We start from the raw sequence: 17,369 nt of genomic DNA on the forward strand, positions 1-17,369 counted from the left end.
TATGAGTGATGTACCTTTACCGGCTGACTGGTATGAATCCCATGTCATGGGTGCCGCAGACCCCCTTTGGCAGTGGGACGTCCACAGTGACCGCATCGTCCTGAGCCCGGAGGCCGCCAACCTGCTGCAAGGAGGGGCGGGGAATGGTTACCGGGGCGAATGCGGGGCCTTCTGTGATGGCCTTGCCGATGACCGGCAGGAAAGTGTCCGGCAGCTCTTCGGCAGCCTGCGCCGCTCTTCCTTCGACAGTGCCATGGAGATCCTGCAGACCGTGGGCGAGGACATCATCTGCTGCCGGGCCATCGTGCTGGAGCGTTTTTCCTGCGGCACGCCCCGCCTGCTGGTCGGGGCCCTGACCAGGTTGGACGGCAGGGGCTGGTTGCATGAGAGCGGCGCGGAAGGCCGGTGGGTCTATGATTGCGCCCGGGAGGAATATACGCTGGACAGGAACTGTGCCCGGCTGCTCTGCCTTCCCGACAGCGTCGGCCTGCGTCTGCCCCGTCAGACCATCCGGGACATGCTGGGGGCCGAAGCCGCACGCTTTTTCTCCAGCCGCTTTTCCCGGCTCCTGAACGCCCGTGACCATGACGGCAGCTTCGTGGAGCGCGTGCTGCTGCATCTGCCGGACGGCAGCCGCAAAAATTTTCTGGTTTCCGGCACCCTTGTGGGCCATGACGATTCCGGGCAGCCCGTCTATGTGACAGGGAACCTCGTGCAGCGGGGCGGGGAAGAACCTCAGGAGGCCCTTTCCAGCAAAAGCTGCGAGATCTCCCTCATGACCCTGTTCGGCAGCGGTGACGGCCTGTGGGACTGGAACATGGAGACCAACACCATCTACTACAGTCCCCGCTATACCGCCATGCTGGGCTATGACAGGAGCACGTTCGGCAACACTTTCGAAAGCTGGCGGGACAAGTTGCATCCCGATGAGCGTCCGGCGATCCTGAAACGGCAGATGGACATCATCATGTCGCCCCGTTACGGTGACAGTTACGAACATTCTTTCCGCATGCGCAAGGCAGACGGCACCTATTGCTGGATACTGAGCCGGGCCCGCGTCCTGCGGCGCAACGCCCACGGTCGCGCAACGCGCCTCATTGGCCTGCATACGGACATCACCACCACCCAGGGAGAGCGCGACCGGCTGGCGGAGATGATTGAATACGATCCCCTGGCGGACGTCCACAGCCTGGTCTATTTTCATAACGAGCTGGACCGGCTGGACATGCAGCCGGACAAGGTGGTCAGCATCATCAGCTGCGACGTCAACGGACTGAAACTGATCAACGACTATCTGGGACACGACACCGGCAACAGCATGTTGCAGACGGCCGCCCGTCTGCTGCGGAGCTCGCTGCGTTCCACGGACTGCGTAGCCCGGCTGGGCGGTGACGAGTTCGCCGTGCTGCTGCCCCGGTGCAATCTGCGCGATGCCGCGCGGGTCCTGGAAAAAATCAGGGCGGTGTTCCGGCATTACAACGAACATTCCGGCAATGTGCCGGTCATCATGTCCTTTGGCCTTTCCGGTGCGGAGGAGGCACCCTCCCTGCGGGAGGCCCTTGCCCTTGCCGACCGCCGGATGCTCCACGAAAAGCACGGCAGCCGGCTGGTTTCCGGCCATGCCATCAAGGCCTGGATAGAAAAACGCAAGGATTGCGTGGTATCCCTGGAGGAGAGCCGATATGATGGGTGAAGCGCCCGACCCCAATACAGTCATCGTGGATCCCCGCGAAGGCGGGCAGAAGCTGCTGCAATTCCTGCAACGGCGTCTGGATCTGCCGCCGTCGCTGCTGCATCGCTGGATCCGCACGGGTCAGGTCCGCATCAATGGTGGCCGGGCAAAACCGTTCGGCCTTGTGGCCGCGGGCGACAGCGTGCGCCTGCCTCCCTTTGCTCTGGGCATGAGCCGCCGGAGCAAGGCCACGGGAGGTCAGGCCTCCCCGGAGCAGGAGCATGAGCCGCGCCAGCGGACACAGGCCCTGCCCCCTGCCCCCCGTCCATTGCAGAAGGACGGGGACCTCTGGGTCTTCTGCAAGCCGGCGGGCCTGCCCACGCATCCTGGCACCGGCCACGAGGACAGTCTGTCCAGCCGTCTGGCGGCCCGGGCAGGGGATGCCCCGTTCAAGCCCACGCCTGTCCATCGTCTGGACAAGGACACTTCGGGCATCCTGCTGGTGGCTGCCAGTTTTTCCGTCCTGCGCGAGCTGACCACGGCTCTGCGTGAACGGCGGATGAAAAAAGAATATCTGGCCTGGGTGGAAGGGCGCTGGCCCCATACGGGGGTGCGCCTGTTCCGGCACTGGCTGCGCAAGGAGGCCGATAACGGCCGGGAACAGATGCACGTCCGGCAGACCGGCGCACCGGGCAATGGGGAGACGGAAGCCCTGCTGCTGGTCCGGCCCGTACGGGTGGAGGATCGTCGCAGTCTGCTGCTGGTCCGTCTGCTGACCGGACGCACCCACCAGATCCGGGCCCAGCTTTCCTCCCTGGGGCATCCCATCGAGGGGGACGTCAAATACGGGGCCCGCGGGCGTGCCGCGGGGACGCCCATGTACCTGCATGCCATGCGGGTCATCCTGCCGGACGGACGGCGTTTTGCCTGCCTGCCCGACTGGCCCGCCGACAGGCTGCCGCAGGCCGTGCCGGACGAGATCGACGAGGCGGCGGCCCGGCAGGGGAACTGAATCCTAAGATGACCATAAAGAAAGGGGACGGCATCATGCCGTCCCCTTTTTGTGTGCTTGTTGCCTTGCCGGAAGGAGAGCGCCCTGCCGGTAAAGGACGCCCAGGGAAAAAGGACTTTTTCGCTCGCGTTAGCGGGGCAGGGGCACGTTGGTCTGGAAACCGGTGGCCAGACACTTGGCCACATGGGCGCCGCTGCCGTCATAGACGTTGACGTCGTAGGTGAGCACATGGGCGCCGTTGCGCACCAGACGGGCTTCGGCCTTGAGGGGGCTGACCACACCGGGGCGCAGGTACTCGATGGTGGTGGACAGGCTGACCACACCGTGGTCGTTGCCGGCATTGGCCGCACAGCCGAAGGCCACGTCGGCCAGGGAGAAGATGGCGCCGCCGTGGGCCACGCCCATGCCGTTCTTGTGGTTCTCGGTGATGGGCATGGTCACGCGGGCGTATTCGCGGCTGACTTCTTCGATGCACATATCAAGATGACGCACGAGCTTGTCGTGCTTGCGGACATAACATTCCATGTGGACTCCTTGCCCCGCCGGGCGGGAGATAAAAAAGGCCGGAAGAACTTCCGGCCCCGGTTGCTTAGTAATAGTTCTTCTTTGCGTATATTACGCTACTTGCTGGATGCCGTCCAGCTTCCAGGTGCCGCCGTCGAGCTCACGGACGAAATGCCAGATCTCGCGCACGTTGGAAGGCGTAGGCTGATCGGGACGTTCGCGCATGAGGACATCGAAGTAGACCTGGGCGCGCTGTTCCTTGTCTTCATTGACCACGCTCAGGAGCTGGGCGTTGACCAGCAGGATCTCGGTCTTGCTGGGTTCGGTCTCTTCGGCCAGCTGCTGACGCACGGCGTCCATGACGGCCGGGCTGGCGAACTGGGCGATATCGTTGAGATCACGGCTGTCCCAGGCAGCCTGGAGGCGGTTGTAGGCCATCTTGGCGCCGCGCAGGAATTCTTCGGCATCGAAGTCGGCGGGCATGGGGATGACCACTTCGGGCTGGCTGTTGTAGGCAGTGTTCTGGCCGCTCAGGGTGTCCCAGCCGGAAGCCGCGGTATCGTTGCGCTGCAGGGGGGGCTCCATGCCGCCCATGGGAGCGTTGCCGGCACCGGCGGGCGCGGGCTGGGCCTTGCTGCGGGCGCGGGCAAAAAGCTTCAGGCCCACGAAGAGCAGGATGCCGAGCAGCAGGATGTCCATGATGCCGCCACCGGAGAAGCCGCCGCCGAAGAGCAGGGAGCCGATGAGCGAACCGGCCAGAAGGCCGCCGAGCAGGCCACCCATACCGCCGAGGAAGCCCTTGCGCTGGGGCTGCTGGGCCTGGGCCGCCTGCTGGCGCTGCTGCGTGGACTGGCGCTGCATGGCGCTGGGGGCCTGGGCGGGCTGAGACATGGAAGGACGGCTGCCGAAGGAACGCCCCCCGCCCAGACGGGCCGCATCGGCGGTGTCGGGCAGGGCATACATACAGGCGCCTCCCAGCATGATGAGCATGGTCAGGATAGCTTTGATCTTCATTGATGTCTCCGTAAGGGTAGAGATGCGTTCAGGCTTCTTTTCTCAATACCATTTACTATAGCTGGCTTGGGCAAAAAGGCAAGGCCCGCAAGGCTCTCCCGGAGGGACGGCCGGGGCTGCACGGTGATAATCGCGGGAAATACCTGCTAAAAAAGTGTATTTTCGGCCTACCGGTTTTTGTCGGGCTGTTCTGCCGCATCCACGTACAGCCAGAGGACGCTCCCCAGGATCAGGGGCGTGGGCTGGCCGTCAGGGCCCTTGAGGGGCTGGCCGGGCACTTCCACCACGCAGCACCACCAGCCGGGCGCTCCGGGGGTGAAGGTGAACTGGCCGTCGGCATCGGTGCGGGCTTCCAGATCATGCTGCCAGGGCAGGGGGCCGGTCTTTTTTTTCGTGCGGATGCGGTCCATGTATACACGGGCATTTGTCAGGGGACCGTCAGGACCCAGTGCCTTGCCCGTAAAGCTGCTGCCTGCGGTCAGGCCGAAAGGCCGGGTCAGGGGCAGGATCTCCAGGCGCAGTCCGGCGGGCCGCTCCCAGCCTTCTTCCACGCCGCAGACCGGCAGGATGCTCTTGACGTACTGCTGCTCGAAGCATTGCCGTTCCGCATTGAGGCGCGGGCGGGTCTCGGTGATGAACTGGTAGAGGCCGGGCTGGTCGATGGCCACATTGGCGCCCCAGGCCTTGGTATCCAGGTACAGGCTTTCTTCCATGTCGCCCAGCAGGTCACGGCGCTCGGGCTGGGGAGTCCCGTTGACGAAACGGGTCCCGGCATCGTGCCGCAGCACGGCGAAGAGCTGCGGCATGTCCATGGGCTGGGCGGCATGTTCTCTGGGACGCATCAGGCTGATGAGCATGTCCACCTCCGCATTGAGCGGCGGCGGGGCGGGCTGGGCGGCAGCCTGGGCCTTGTTCTCCTCACCGGCGGCTTCGGCAGGGGCATCCTTGCCGCTGTCGGCGTTGTTCTTGGCTTCTTTGGCGGCGGGCGCTTTGGCAGCCTGGGGTTCCGTACCTTTTTTCTCGGCGGGGACGTCGATGAAGGTACGGCTGGGGATGAGCAGGGTGACTTCGGCGCGGGCCGGGGCAGGGACAGTCAGGGAGACGGCCAGGGACAGCATACAGCCCAGCAGGGCGGCACGTGGCAGTGACATGCTTCGATCCTTATTTTATGGGTAATATAGGGCAGATGTAGCAATTTTCCCCATTTTTGTCATGCGCCATTTCCAGAGGCGCCTCAGGGACGGGGCGTCCGCGCCAGGGCCAGGACATCCACGCGCGCGGCCCCGGCACGGTGCAGCTCGGCGCAGGCGGCCCGCAGGGTGCTGCCGGTAGTGATGATGTCGTCCACCAGCCACAGGTGCAGCCCCCGGACGTCGGCAGCCTGAAAGCTCCCGGCGGCGTTGCGCTGCCGCTGGGCCGCGGAGAGGCCTGTCTGGTGGGGGCTGTCCGCCGGACGGCGCAGCAGGCCGGGACGGACAGGAAGGGAGAGCAAGAGCCCCAGCGCCACGGCCAGCTCATGCGCCTGGTTGTAGCCGCGTCGGCGCAAATGATCCTCATGCTGGGGGATGCCCAGGACGGCGTCGGGCAATGGCAGGCAGGAGGCGGCATCGGCCAGCATCCCGGCCAGCAAGAAGGCCAGGGCCGGTTTGCCGCCGTGCTTGAAACGCAAGATGAGCTGGCGCAACGGCCCGTGGTACTGGCCGTGCAGTGCCAGTCCCTGCCAGGGAGGCGGGGAAGCCAGGCAGTCTCCGCACAGCAGCGGCTGCCCGGCGGCAGGCCAGGGCAGGGGGAGCCCGCAGGCCCGGCAGCGGCCCCCGACGTACGGGCCCAGGGCCCGGGCACAGGCGGGACAGAGGCCGTGGGCCAGCATCCCGGCTTCCGGGCCGGAGCCGCCTGCCCCGTCATCCTCCACAGGCGTGCCGCAGACCGGGCAGCGGTGTTCGCTGAAGCCCAGCAGACGGGTCAGGCGGAACAGGAAGGAGGAGCGCCGCAGCGGCGCCTCCGGGACGGCGCCCGGTCTCCCCTCCCTGACGTGATCCCGCCCGGCAGGGCTCACGGGCGGCCCTCCGCCAGACGGACGGCCCAGTCCCGGCCCCAGCGCTCAAGATCGGCACACAGGTCGGGACGGGAAAGCAGGTCCTCGGGACAGGCCAGGCCCCGGAGGGTGCGGGTATCCGCTATCCGGGCGCCGAAGCTGGCAAAAAAGTATTTCAGGCCCAGCAGGCTGCCGGTGAAGAGCTGTTCCCCGCGCGGACGGGCCGCCGCCAGAGCCGCCAGCACCAGGGGGCCTTTGCCTGCCGGTCGGCCCGCCTCCACCCCGGCCCAGATGCGCTGGGAACGGTCCACCAGCGCCTTGGCCTGGGCGGGCAGGCCGTAGAAGTAGACGGGGGACGTCCAGAGGACCACGTCCGCGGCGGCGATGGCCGCAAAGACGGCCTCGGCATCGTCCGTCCGCGCCAGCGGGCAGACATGGGGCGCGGCGTCACAACTCTGGCAGCCCCGGCAGGGACGGATGTGCTTTTCCTGCAGGGCGATCTCTTCCACGGGCCCGCCGCCGGACAGTCCCCCGGCGATGAGGCGGGCCATGCTATGGGTGGTGCCGTTGGCGCGGGGACTGCCCAGCAGGGAAAGGATGCGCATCAGACGAAGTCCCCGCAGAAGGGATTGTTGCGGCGTTCGTTGCCGATGCTGGTGGCAGGGCCGTGACCGGGCAGGACGGCCGTTTCCTCCGGCAGGGCGAAGAGCACCTTGCGGATGGAATGGAGCAGGGTGTCGTGATCGCCGCCGGGGAAGTCCGTGCGGCCCAGGGAACGGTAGAAGAGGGCATCACCGGTGAACACGGCCTTTTCGTCCGGGAAGTAATAGGAGACGCCGCCGGGGGTATGGCCGGGGGTGTCCAGCACGGTGCAGGCCATGCCGCCGAAGACCTGCGGTCCCGTGGGCAGGTCACGGCTCTCGAAGGCAGGCACCGGCGGGAAGCCCCAGATGCCGCCGTCGGAGGATTCCGTACCGATCAGGCAGGCATCGTGGACCGGAGAGTAGACAGGGGCGCCGGTCTCCTTCACCAGCGTGGCCACGCCGTACATGTGATCGAAGTGGCGGTGCGTGAGGCAGATGGCGGCCAGCGTCAGGCCCTTGGCGCGCAGGTCGTGCAGGATGGGGGCGGGATCGCCACCGGCATCGATGACCACGGCCTGGCCGTCCTTGTAGACGAGGTAACTGTTGGTCTCCAGCGGACCCAGAGGATAGACGGAATACGACATGGGATCCTTCCTTTTGCGAATGGGATTTTCTTCTAGATAGTGTCGTCAAATTATGTTTGCCCACAAAGATATGCATCTGATTTGAACGGCGGCAAGACAAGATGCACATCTTTTGGCATATCGTGTGGCAATTCCCCGCCAGCGCTTGAGATGGAGAAAAGCATTCTCGACAAGATGCCTGACTTTGTAGCGCTCTCTGTCATAGTTGCGTGATATTTTACGACTTCTCTTTGGCGGGATGACAACCTGGAAACCGGATTCACCTGCTTTGCGGAGAATACTCTCCGTATCGTAGCCTCTATCAGCCAAAAGTGCCCCGGCACTCAACCCGTCAATCAACGCACAGGCCTCTTTGCAATCAGCTCGGGTACCTTCTGTAACAATAACTCTGACCGGCATACCATGCGCATCCACGGCCAGATGTATTTTTGAGTTGAGCCCCCTTTTGTGCGGCTCATGGCCTCATTACCTCCCGCAGCGCCCGCCGCATGGGGATGTACTTTGCAATGACTGGCATCAATGATGAGCCATTCAAAATCAGGTTCGACAATGAGAGCTTCGAGTATTTTCTCCCAAACTCCCCGATCTCGCCATCGGCAGAAGCGGCGATGTGTATTTTTCCAGTCGCCAAGATCGGGGGGTAAATCCCGCCACGGAGCCCCGGTTCTCAGTATCCAGAAGACGGCGTTGATAAACAATCGGTTATCGGCGGAAGGACGACCGACAGAGCCTTTGGAACCGGGAAGAAGTTTTTCAATATTTGCCCATACCTTGTCGGAAATATCATGCCTCCGATGTGCCGCCATATGGTCTCTCCTCATTGTAAGTGAAGAGATTATAACATACTTTTGAATTTGACGACACTATCTAGTGTCTAACACCCACAAATATACCTCAAAAATTAAAGTTTCTTAAAATTCTTTTTGATACGTAGCTGGACAGCTATTTATTTTCGGTATTCCTTTTTTGAAGGCATGCCCGGATGGAGCTTTCATATTCTGCCAGTTTGGTCTTGTACGTTATACAAATTATTCACTCTATATCGGAGAGAAAAATTTCTCCATCCTTGACTTCAATGGTGACAGCTTGGGATGTCGCGGAGTTGTTCTGTACATCCGTCATTTCAAACATGAACATGAATGTTCCGTCCCCCATGTTAATGTCCTCAAAAACGCTATGCTCTCCAAGCGTAAACTCATCCACCTCCACATCCTGAAATTCGTCGTCATCACCGCTGATGCTCATGGCCTTGAGAACTGTTGTTACGTTGTCTCCCGGCTTTAGTTGAATCAGAGCCTTGTCCGCAATATTGTTTTCAAGTATGCGCCGCGCTCCGAGAATACGATAGCCTTCTTTGTCGAAGTCATAGACAACCACTAGGTTGCAGAGGACACCATTCAGTTTGATGGGAACAGCGTAGTGGTTAAACCTGTCGCTTTTGTTGACGATATCCAGATAGACCAAGTGTCCGTCAAATGCGGCCCACACGCCTTGGAAGTTGTCCTGAAAAATGCCTGTGTCCCAATCGGCATCCATATCCGAATCTTTGCCCAGCAACAGAATAAGGTCGTCTTCCAGGCTGTAATAGGCCAGGTAGAAGCACACACTGTCAAGAAAACGAATCCGCTCAGGCCCGAGGGCAAGCCGGGCGTTTCCTTCGTCGGTAATCGTGACCTCAAAATCTTCCAACGAGGAAATATCAAGTTTTCTGAGAGATTCTATGGAGGTCAAAGCTGTGCTGGATGCCTGCCCTATCAGTGCCGCTATATCCGCGGGTGTCGTTATGCCGGAAGAGGAAAGGCCGCTGAGAATGCCTGCCAGAGCGGAATAATCATATTGCGGGAGAGTTCCCGATGACTGTGAAGGCGAGGGCGGAGTTGCAGGCCCATTATCCTCGCTGCCTTCCTCGTCCGCTTCCAGAGCGGCGGAAATCTCATCGGAAATTCGTTCCAGGTAGGATATGGCCTTGTCCGTATCAAGGAATCCTAACTGGAGACCGTTCAGAATCAGAAAAGAGGTTACATTCCCCGTGTCCATCATGGCCTTGAAGCCATCGCTGTTGCCATCAAAAGGGTAATAGCAAGATATGCCTGACGGGTTACGGTAAGGTCCGCTGACCTTATAGATGACGGCTTCGTCGAGAGCGTCCAGCATGAGTTGCGTGAACTCCGGCAGCTCCCATTTCAGATTGCGGACAAGCGAGCCGATGTCCACCATATTGGTAAACCCTTCGGATCGGGAGTTCATATAGTTTTCAGCGGACTTGGCCTGGCGCCCGTATGCGGCGTAGAATGATTCGTTTTCCATGACCTTTACGACGGCTTCAAGGCCAAGCGCGTTATAGGTCATATTCAGAACAGGAAGCTTTCCAAGATCAACAAGAGAAAGTGTGGCGCTTCTTTCTGTTCCTTCCCTTAGGCATCCTTCCATATATGTATCGCAAATGATTTTTCCCAGCTCCGCCCCGTTCATGGATGGGTTTGCACCAAGCGCCCCTACCCATCCTGTATATTCCCAACCGTTGCCCGGTTCCAATTCTTGGGATGCCACCATGTATTGTGCCAGCCCGCTTAGAGTGTTGGCCGTATCCAGTGTTGCCATCAGACAGGCATCGAACCCGATGAGTTCAAAGGGCGGCTTTGCTGAGGACGGGGTGTAAATTTTTTCAAATGCCTGCCGGATTTCCTTCAGCGACAGCGCCTCGTTGTTAAAATTTTCATCGTTGGCTACGCCGCCGATACTGCCGCCGCCATGATTCCAAAAGACAAAGACCTGATGATCCGCCGGATAATTTTCCTTGCAGAAGGCAAGGAAGGAAGCCAGTGTTTCCCCGTCGCCCATATTGGCTTGCGGGAGTCTGCCCGACTGTTCCAGTTCACCGTCCCTGTAGACATAGCGACCAATATGTTGAGAACTGATGCCACTGTGGTGCCATCGTCTGGCGCCTCCCGTCTGAATGACTACCACGACGTTATCCGGTAGACGGGTTTTGAGTAGTTCTTCCAAATCCGCAGAGGCCGCGCCACCCAGGGTCTCAAGATCACTGCCGCACAGATACCAGTAAACACCCCATGTCTCCGCCGAAAGAGCGGAGACTGGATGCATAAGGAGAAACAGAATACAGATAAGAAAAATGTGTTTCATGAAGAAAACTTTGAAGAATACATCCGACAGGCAAGAGGTTCTCCTGTATAAATCAGAAAGTACTTTGCAGAATATGATATTGTACGTCGCAGCTTATTTCGCAAGCTCTTTCATTCCCGTTCCGTTCAATGTACAAATGCTCATGCATGATCCCACGAGCGCATATTCTACCTAAACGGTTTTTCTGCATCCTGCAGAGAGCTTTTTCGTTATCACCCTTAGCGTCAAGATACACAGTTTATTAATATAATACCGCTTGGGGAATCGCACAAAACTTTTATTTCAGCGAGTAGTGCACCTTTGTCTCTGTGCGAAAACGTCCGATCCTGTATGGTCAGCGAGGATTGATCGCGTATAGAGATGACCTTGTGTTAGCCGCCTTTCGCAAGGCGGCTAACACTTTCCAATCCCTCTGCCCGTATAGTGCGGCTGTGGATTCGGGAAGCATCGAGGCTGGCACTGTACAGACAACAAGAAAAAGGATTCCCCTCAGGGGAGAAGAGTCAGGCGTATGGTTTCCCTGTGCAGCTACAGCAGGACAAAGACCAGCATGGGAAGCACCTGGAGCGTGACTGCCAGCGCAAGAGCCAGCCATCGCCTAGCGCCAAGCTGCGCAGGTTCGAGACCGTAACGCAAGGCCATCATTCCGTGTAGCACCCGCTTGAGAGGCCAGATAAGACAAAGTATTGCGAATATTATGATAGTTGTCACCAAAGTCGAGACTCCAGGAATGTTCCAGATCGCTCGCAATCCGTCTATTGGTGCCAAATCGCTGTTGATGATGGCATCAAGCCTTGCCTCCAAGAAGGGGTCATTGCCCATCCATGCGCCAATCGCAATCACGGCGACGACAGCAAGAATGGCAAGCAGCAGTGTCAGCCAGACCGTGTTGATCTGCCATGAGGCATGAGCCGCATTGAAGATTTGTCCATGCTTACGAAAGAGGTGTCGTGCCAGATAGCCTCCGATCAGGACAACAGCACCAAACAGTGCCAGGACCTGGAAATACATCGCAAGTATAAACAATAACAGCGAAATATAACCAGCCCACAGCACGATACTCTTGTCAGATACATTTTTCATAAGGCGATCTTCCCTCAGCCCTCAAAGCGCAAGATGCTGACAGTATTATTCAAGATTGGCCGTGCCATCGGCATGCAATGTGATCTTGCTGACGCCTGTAAGGTTGAGATTCTGCCAGTTCACTTGCCCGCCCTCACCGTCAACAGCAATAAGTTCCCATCCATTGGGGTCGCCGGAAATGTTGATTCTTAATCCTTCGCCGGCGGCAAGTGTGTCATTACCCAAAAGATCCTGAGCCTCTCCGTCGGAATTTGAATCGACAAGACCAAGTTGGTGAATGGTGAATCCTGTCCCGTTGGCAACAATAAGCTCCTGAGCCAAGGCTGAACCCGCAATCCCCAGAGCCAAAAGGGAGGCCATAAAAATAGCGCGCACTGCTTTCATAAAATACTCCTGCATTTCTTACATGTTGACATAATGAAATGCTACTCCCACGGCAACATCGAGAGAGTAGCTGAAACATGTAAAGCGGATGTGCAGCCCATGGATACACGCTCCGCCTTGGAAAGGTTAGTTGGATGGGACAGCGTTCATTGCGTCCATGATGGTTTTGCCGGGATTAGAGGAACAGAAAGAGGCCATGTGAGCGCCCAGTTTTTCCATCCAGGCCTTACTCATCATGGTATTGTCGCTCCGAGCACTCATGTAGCCATCAATCCAGGTTAGCATCAGGCCCATTTCGCTCTCGCCAGCACTCAAAAACTCTTTGCAGGTTATCTTGGCCATATCGGTTTCATCATCTGCGGAAGCCACGGCAGGTATGCAAAGTGTGGCGGCGACCAGAGCAGCCAGAAGACTTTTTTTCATTCTCCAATTCCTCCTGAGGGTTCAAAAATTTGAGAGCCGTAGTGGCGAAAAAGTACACCTGACCGTCATCCATCTAACGGTGGTGCACTCCATGCATATTTACTAGTTCAAAAGTACGAAGTCAATCATTTTGGGATATTGCGGCATTGTAACGCTCCATATGGCGTACACTTTATCGACATATTATGGACAATATTTCTTGAATGATTTCACACGAATGCGGAATGTAGAGCGGGCCATGCCGGAACGTTTTGCCGCTTTCGATGTCGAGATGGTGCCCTCTGCCCATAAGGTATATGTTTCCGGGAAATTGGGGGGGGAGCGGTCGTGGCGCGTGACCGAACCTCACACCGTTTCGTTTGGCCGCTGCAATGCCTTGGGCCTGCCTGCTGCGGATGTTCTCCCGCTCGTTCTGGGCCACAAAGGAAAGTATCTGTAAAACGAGATCAGCAATGAATGTGCCGAGCAGATTTTTGTCGCGTCTGGTGTCGAGCAGGGGCATGTCTAGAACGAGGATATCCACGCGCTTTTCCCTAGATAGTGTCGTCAAATTATGTTTGCCCACAAAGATATGCATCTGATTTGAACGGCGGCAAGACAAGATGCACATCTTTTGGCATATCGTGTGGCAATTCCCCGCCAGCGCTTGAGATGGAGAAAAGCATTCTCGACAAGATGCCTGACTTTGTAGCGCTCTCTGTCATAGTTGCGTGATATTTTACGACTTCTCTTTGGCGGGATGACAACCTGGAAACCGGATTCACCTGCTTTGCGGAGAATACTCTCCGTATCGTAGCCTCTATCAGCCAAAATGCCCCGGCACTCAACCCGTCAATCAACGCACAGGCCTCTTTGCAATCAGCTCGGGTACCTTCTGTAACAATAACTCTGACCGGCATACCATGCGCATCCACGGCCAGATGTATTTTTGAGTTGAGCCCCCTTTTGTGCGGCTCATGGCCTCATTACCTCCCGCAGCGCCCGCCGCATGGGGATGTACTTTGCAATGACTGGCATCAATGATGAGCCATTCAAAATCAGGTTCGACAATGAGAGCTTCGAGTATTTTCTCCCAAGCTCCCCGATCTCGCCATCGGCAGAAGCGGCGATGTGTATTTTTCCAGTCGCCAAGATCGGGGGGTAAATCCCGCCACGGAGCCCCGGTTCTCAGTATCCAGAAGACGGCGTTGATAAACAATCGGTTATCGGCGGAAGGACGACCGACAGAGCCTTTGGAACCGGGAAGAAGTTTTTCAATATTTGCCCATACCTTGTCGGAAATATCATGCCTCCGATGTGCCGCCATATGGTCTTTCCTCATTGTAAGTGAAGAGATTATAACATACTTTTGAATTTGACGACACTATCTAGGTAGCGCAGGAGGGTCCGGGGGGCAAGCCCGCCCGGTACCGGCATATTCGCGGACGATATTTCTTGATTTTTTCTAGACAATGCCCGGGGGGACAACTACACTGGCGGCATGAATACCGCTCCTTCCGCCTGTGACCTGACCCGCAGGGACCTCATGGACATGGACGCCCTCCTGATGCAGGAACTGGGCAAGTTCATCCAGTGTTCGCACCATGCCCTGTACTTCCCCACCACCCATGCGCCGCGCCAGCCGGAACTGCTGCCGCGCGAGCGTCGTTTGCTCCTGCCCCTGTACCGGCAGGGGAGTCTTTTGGGCGTGCTGATGCTGCATGGCGTCAAGGTGAGGGATGCCCGTGTCCTGTTGCCGCAACTCCCTGCCATCGCTGATCTTTGCCTGGAACTTCTGGCCCGGGTCAAGGCCACGCGCGTGGATGCCGTCACCGGCCTTGCCACGGAGAACGTGCTCTACGGCTCCATGGAAGACGAGGCCGCCCGGGTGCGCGAGATATTCGCGGACCCCTCCCGCGGGGACGGACAGAGCTCCCCCCTGCACCGGCTGTGCATGGGGCTGGTGCTGCTGCATTTTTCCAACGGGCGCGAGATCGTGGGCCGCATGGGCTTCCGCTTTGCCGATGAGCTCATGCGCCGCGCGGCCGAAGCCTTGCAGGAGGAGCTGCCGTCGGATGTGGTGGCCGCCCGTGTGGGGCGCTTCGGCATGGCCCTGCTGCTGCCGTCGGTGAGCGGCCGCAGCGCCTGCCAGAAGGTGGCCGAGGCCGCGCTGGCCCGCATGGCCGGGGCCGCCATGCCCGCCCCCCTGACGGGCAGGACCATACGTCCCCGTCTGAGCGCCGGACATGCCGTGTACCCGCAGGACATGGAGGGCGCCGAGCTGCGTCTGCCCATGTTCGAGCAGGCCCGCATGCTCATGGAACGTGCCCGGCTCGCGGCCCGCATGACCTCCCAGCCGGGAGCGCCGCGCGTCATGCCCTTTGCCCGCATCCTTCAGGACGGCGGTACCGTGCTCCGGGCCCTGCCGCAGGGCCGGGTGCGGGTGGGGCTGGGGGCCCAGGCCAAGGCCCGCGAAGGCATGCGTTTCGCGGTCTGGGGGCCGTCGGGACAGGAAGGCTCCGGCAACCAGTACAAGGGCGAAGTGGTGCTCCTGCAGGTGCGGGAATTCCATTCCGTGGCCGAGACCGTGCATCTGGCCGATGCCACGGCGCCGCTGGAAGCCGGGGACAGACTCAGCCTGCTGGAAGTGCCCTCCCTTGCGGCGTCGCATCCCCATACGCCGGGCGGCAAGACCGCTGCCGCCGATGCATCCGGCACGCCCGGGCAGGAAGGGACGGCCGCGGCGGATAAGGAAACGGAGGAGGCTTCCTCTGCCGGGAGCGTGCAGGAGGTACGCGCCCGTATCCCCGTTCTGGAGGACGGCTCCTGCGCGGGCATCTACGGGCATGGGGACTTTTTGCATCTTTTTGCCCAGGAGAAAGAGCGCACGGGGCGCTTCGTGCTGGCCATCGTGCGGGTGGATGTCCCGCATGACGCACGGCAGGAAGCGGCGCTGGGCGAATGCCTTGCGGCATGGCGGCAGATCCCCGAACTGTGCGCCGGGGAACCGCTGGCGGGGCTCTATGGCAGCAATGCCCTGATCTTCTTCCATGCGGACAGCAGCGCCGAGACGCTGTTGCCCTACTATGCGGCCCTGTGCACCCGGCTGGAAGGGGCCGGACTGCCGGTCTCGGCCGGTCTTGCCGGGTATCCCCTCCTGCACTATCGCAAGGGCGAGATGCCCGACTGCGCCCTCAAGGCTCTGGAGTACGCCCAGCTGCTGCCTTCGCCGCGCGCGGGCCTGTGCAATTCCCTGGCCCTGAACATCAGTGCGGACCGCCGCTATGCGCTGGGGGACGTCTTCGGCGCCATCGACGAATACAAGCTGGCCCTGCTGGCGGATGCGGAAAACGTGCTGGCCCGCAATTCCCTGGGGGTCTGCATGGCTGCTCTGGGGCGTTATCACGAGGCCCGGCGGCATTTTCTGGAGGCCCTGCGCTACAAGGGCGATGCCGGGCCGGAACGGCAGGAGCGCATCGCCCAGACCCATTACAATCTGGGCACGGTCTGCCAGCAGCTGGGCGAGCGCCGTGCCGCGGCCCGCTATTACCGGGAATGCATCAAGGACGCCCCGGAACACGTCTATGCCCACCTGCGTCTGGGGCAGCTGTGCGAGGAGGGCGGACGCCGCAACGAGGCCCGGCGCTTCTATGAGCTGGCCGCCGCCATCGAGGACAGGCAGGCGGAGCAGGCCGGGGAGCAGCGGCCCAGCCTTGCCCGGCGCTATTTGGCCCGGCTCGCGGCCCGGCAGCGGCATGGCGGCGAGGCCCGCGAACTGCTGCACGATACCCTGCTGCGCAATCCTTTCGATGCCGCGGCCATGCTCCTGCTGGCCCGCCTGTATCTGGACGGCGACGAGGATCCGGCCATGGCCGAGCTGCTGGCCCGCAAGAGCGTGGGCCTGCGCGACACGCCCGAAGGCTGGCAGGTGCTGGCCCGGGCCCTGCGCGCCCTGGGCCGTGAAGAGGAAGCCAGCCTGGCCGAGGCGCATGCCTCCGTGGGCTAGCGGCAACGTACGGGCAGAGAAGGAAGAGGCCCTTGCCTCGTTCTTCTGTCTGTGCTCGTGAGGGTAAGGGGACGCCCGCGCCTTTGGGGCGCTGCCGGCGGCCCGGCAACTCTTCCTCCGGACGGGCCGGGAAGGAAAAAGGATGGGCGGCCCTTCCTTCATCCGGGAGGGCTGGAAGATATTTCTCCGCTTCGTGTGTCCGGCGGAGAGGATGCGGGACGGATCAGCCGTACCGTGCATCGTGAAGAGGGGGGAGCCTGCGGGCCCCCCTCTTTTCGCATTTGCGGCGGACGGGCATGAAAAAAGGCCACCCGCATGGCGGATGGCCCCGGATGTTCGCGATGTGTGGAAGGCCAGGCCTAGCGGCCCAGCAGGGCCTTGCTGGCCGGGGTCAGGCCGCGCAGGCTTTCCACGACCTTGGCCGTGCCCAGACCGGCCGGATCCTGTTCCATGATGATGAGGATGCGGGCGTCATCGGCGCTGACGCGGGTCAGGGTCTCCATGGCCATGGCCCGGCTGCGGGGCGTGCCGCGGAAGGTCCACATGGCGCCTTCCTGCTGCAGGTCCGTGGGAGCGTCCTGCATCTCGCGCATGCGGGAAGCAAAGGTCCTGGCGTCCATCTTGTCCTTGTTGGGCAGGATGAAGATGGTGATGTGGGCCTCCACGGCTTCCTCGCCGCGCTTGCCCAGCAGGAGCATGTATTCGTCCGGGTGTCCGCTCTGGAAACCGGGACGTTCGTCACTGGTCCAGCCGTCGGGCAGGTCCACGGCGAACTGGCTGAAGGTCTTTTCGGCGGCCGGGGCACTGACGGCGGCGGTCAGCAGGAACACGAGAGCAAGAAGAATGTGGCGCATAACGGATCCTTTGGAGTGGGATAAGATGTCC

At 60.4% G+C, this 17,369-nt stretch carries 16 protein-coding genes and 1 pseudogene; 3 read left to right on the plus strand and 14 right to left on the minus strand.

Going from position 1 to position 17,369, the window contains the following annotated elements; translation table 11 throughout:
- Nucleotide 1 precedes the first annotated feature (1 nt).
- The gene (locus Q4I12_RS07735; protein WP_302261258.1) at nucleotides 2–1,693 is read left to right on the plus strand and encodes a sensor domain-containing diguanylate cyclase; all 1,692 of its coding nucleotides are present in this window, start codon (nucleotides 2–4) and stop codon (nucleotides 1,691–1,693) included.
- The gene (locus Q4I12_RS07740; RefSeq protein ID WP_168935204.1) at nucleotides 1,683–2,684 is read left to right on the plus strand and encodes an RluA family pseudouridine synthase; all 1,002 of its coding nucleotides are present in this window, start codon (nucleotides 1,683–1,685) and stop codon (nucleotides 2,682–2,684) included. Before Q4I12_RS07735 ends, Q4I12_RS07740 begins: the two co-directional genes overlap by 11 nt.
- 129 nt (nucleotides 2,685–2,813) lie before the next feature.
- Here Q4I12_RS07740 and Q4I12_RS07745 read toward each other — a convergent pair whose 3' ends face one another.
- From Q4I12_RS07745 to Q4I12_RS07805, 13 genes and pseudogenes are all read right to left on the minus strand, one after another.
- The gene (locus Q4I12_RS07745; RefSeq protein WP_204625000.1) at nucleotides 2,814–3,209 is read right to left on the minus strand and encodes a PaaI family thioesterase; all 396 of its coding nucleotides are present in this window, start codon (nucleotides 3,207–3,209) and stop codon (nucleotides 2,814–2,816) included.
- Nucleotides 3,210–3,299: 90 nt separating this feature from the next.
- Entirely contained in the window at nucleotides 3,300–4,202 is a 903-nt protein-coding gene (locus Q4I12_RS07750; RefSeq protein WP_297158952.1) for a Tim44 domain-containing protein, read from the minus strand.
- A gap of 167 nt (nucleotides 4,203–4,369) precedes the next feature.
- Nucleotides 4,370–5,353, minus strand: a complete 984-nt coding sequence (locus Q4I12_RS07755; RefSeq protein WP_302261259.1) for a DUF4198 domain-containing protein — start codon at nucleotides 5,351–5,353, stop codon at nucleotides 4,370–4,372.
- A gap of 83 nt (nucleotides 5,354–5,436) precedes the next feature.
- Nucleotides 5,437–6,258 (minus strand): ComFC family protein, encoded by an 822-nt coding sequence (locus Q4I12_RS07760; protein WP_302261260.1) that lies wholly within the window; start codon nucleotides 6,256–6,258, stop codon nucleotides 5,437–5,439.
- Nucleotides 6,255–6,842 carry a flavodoxin family protein gene (locus tag Q4I12_RS07765; RefSeq protein ID WP_239464939.1) on the minus strand — a complete coding sequence of 196 codons (588 nt, stop codon included), beginning with the start codon at nucleotides 6,840–6,842 and terminating at the stop codon, nucleotides 6,255–6,257. Before Q4I12_RS07765 ends, Q4I12_RS07760 begins: the two co-directional genes overlap by 4 nt.
- Nucleotides 6,842–7,465, minus strand: a complete 624-nt coding sequence (locus tag Q4I12_RS07770; RefSeq protein ID WP_297158946.1) for an MBL fold metallo-hydrolase — start codon at nucleotides 7,463–7,465, stop codon at nucleotides 6,842–6,844. The genes Q4I12_RS07765 and Q4I12_RS07770 overlap by 1 nt, the downstream gene beginning before the upstream one ends.
- A 45-nt stretch (nucleotides 7,466–7,510) precedes the next feature.
- Nucleotides 7,511–8,271, minus strand: a protein-coding gene (locus Q4I12_RS07775) for an IS5 family transposase (RefSeq protein ID WP_302261261.1) whose coding sequence is annotated in 2 segments (ribosomal slippage) — nucleotides 7,511–7,914 and nucleotides 7,914–8,271 — 762 coding nt in all. Because the reading frame shifts where the segments join, the coding sequence is not laid out codon by codon here.
- A gap of 226 nt (nucleotides 8,272–8,497) precedes the next feature.
- A complete protein-coding gene (locus Q4I12_RS07780; protein ID WP_302261262.1) occupies nucleotides 8,498–10,609 on the minus strand; it encodes a clostripain-related cysteine peptidase in 2,112 nt (703 codons plus the stop codon).
- 528 nt (nucleotides 10,610–11,137) lie between these two features.
- Nucleotides 11,138–11,692 (minus strand): hypothetical protein, encoded by a 555-nt coding sequence (locus Q4I12_RS07785; RefSeq protein WP_302261263.1) that lies wholly within the window; start codon nucleotides 11,690–11,692, stop codon nucleotides 11,138–11,140.
- A gap of 45 nt (nucleotides 11,693–11,737) precedes the next feature.
- Nucleotides 11,738–12,076 (minus strand): hypothetical protein, encoded by a 339-nt coding sequence (locus Q4I12_RS07790; RefSeq protein ID WP_302261264.1) that lies wholly within the window; start codon nucleotides 12,074–12,076, stop codon nucleotides 11,738–11,740.
- A 126-nt stretch (nucleotides 12,077–12,202) separates the two neighbouring features.
- Entirely contained in the window at nucleotides 12,203–12,499 is a 297-nt protein-coding gene (locus Q4I12_RS07795; RefSeq protein ID WP_302261265.1) for an HdeA/HdeB family chaperone, read from the minus strand.
- Nucleotides 12,500–12,671: 172 nt separating this feature from the next.
- Entirely contained in the window at nucleotides 12,672–13,022 is a 351-nt protein-coding gene (locus tag Q4I12_RS07800; RefSeq protein ID WP_302261266.1) for a recombinase family protein, read from the minus strand.
- 23 nt (nucleotides 13,023–13,045) lie between these two features.
- Nucleotides 13,046–13,805 (minus strand): annotated as a pseudogene (locus Q4I12_RS07805) (IS5 family transposase).
- A 174-nt stretch (nucleotides 13,806–13,979) separates the two neighbouring features.
- Here Q4I12_RS07805 and Q4I12_RS07810 point away from each other — a divergent pair.
- Nucleotides 13,980–16,484 carry a tetratricopeptide repeat protein gene (locus tag Q4I12_RS07810; RefSeq protein WP_302261267.1) on the plus strand — a complete coding sequence of 835 codons (2,505 nt, stop codon included), beginning with the start codon at nucleotides 13,980–13,982 and terminating at the stop codon, nucleotides 16,482–16,484.
- Nucleotides 16,485–16,843: 359 nt separating this feature from the next.
- Here Q4I12_RS07810 and Q4I12_RS07815 read toward each other — a convergent pair whose 3' ends face one another.
- Nucleotides 16,844–17,338, minus strand: coding sequence for a protoporphyrinogen oxidase (locus tag Q4I12_RS07815; RefSeq protein WP_287438251.1), 495 nt, complete (start codon nucleotides 17,336–17,338; stop codon nucleotides 16,844–16,846).
- Nucleotides 17,339–17,369: the final 31 nt, after the last annotated feature.

This window comes from Desulfovibrio piger (assembly GCF_951793255.1).
In the GTDB taxonomy this organism is placed as follows: Bacteria; Desulfobacterota; Desulfovibrionia; order Desulfovibrionales; family Desulfovibrionaceae; genus Desulfovibrio.

Bases quoted from the DNA above. Each gene is read 5' to 3' on its own strand.
- Q4I12_RS07745 (WP_204625000.1), bottom strand. From the start codon at position 3,209: ATGGAATGTTATGTCCGCAAGCACGACAAGCTCGTGCGTCATCTTGAT.
- Q4I12_RS07770 (WP_297158946.1), bottom strand. From the start codon at position 7,465: ATGTCGTATTCCGTCTATCCTCTGGGTCCGCTGGAGACCAACAGTTAC.
- Q4I12_RS07795 (WP_302261265.1), bottom strand. From the start codon at position 12,499: ATGAAAAAAAGTCTTCTGGCTGCTCTGGTCGCCGCCACACTTTGCATA.
- Q4I12_RS07740 (WP_168935204.1), top strand. From the start codon at position 1,683: ATGATGGGTGAAGCGCCCGACCCCAATACAGTCATCGTGGATCCCCGC.
- Q4I12_RS07755 (WP_302261259.1), bottom strand. From the start codon at position 5,353: ATGTCACTGCCACGTGCCGCCCTGCTGGGCTGTATGCTGTCCCTGGCC.
- Q4I12_RS07765 (WP_239464939.1), bottom strand. From the start codon at position 6,842: ATGCGCATCCTTTCCCTGCTGGGCAGTCCCCGCGCCAACGGCACCACC.
- Q4I12_RS07815 (WP_287438251.1), bottom strand. From the start codon at position 17,338: ATGCGCCACATTCTTCTTGCTCTCGTGTTCCTGCTGACCGCCGCCGTC.
- Q4I12_RS07790 (WP_302261264.1), bottom strand. From the start codon at position 12,076: ATGAAAGCAGTGCGCGCTATTTTTATGGCCTCCCTTTTGGCTCTGGGG.
- Q4I12_RS07780 (WP_302261262.1), bottom strand. From the start codon at position 10,609: ATGAAACACATTTTTCTTATCTGTATTCTGTTTCTCCTTATGCATCCA.
- Q4I12_RS07735 (WP_302261258.1), top strand. From the start codon at position 2: ATGAGTGATGTACCTTTACCGGCTGACTGGTATGAATCCCATGTCATG.
- Q4I12_RS07810 (WP_302261267.1), top strand. From the start codon at position 13,980: ATGAATACCGCTCCTTCCGCCTGTGACCTGACCCGCAGGGACCTCATG.
- Q4I12_RS07750 (WP_297158952.1), bottom strand. From the start codon at position 4,202: ATGAAGATCAAAGCTATCCTGACCATGCTCATCATGCTGGGAGGCGCC.
- Q4I12_RS07785 (WP_302261263.1), bottom strand. From the start codon at position 11,692: ATGAAAAATGTATCTGACAAGAGTATCGTGCTGTGGGCTGGTTATATT.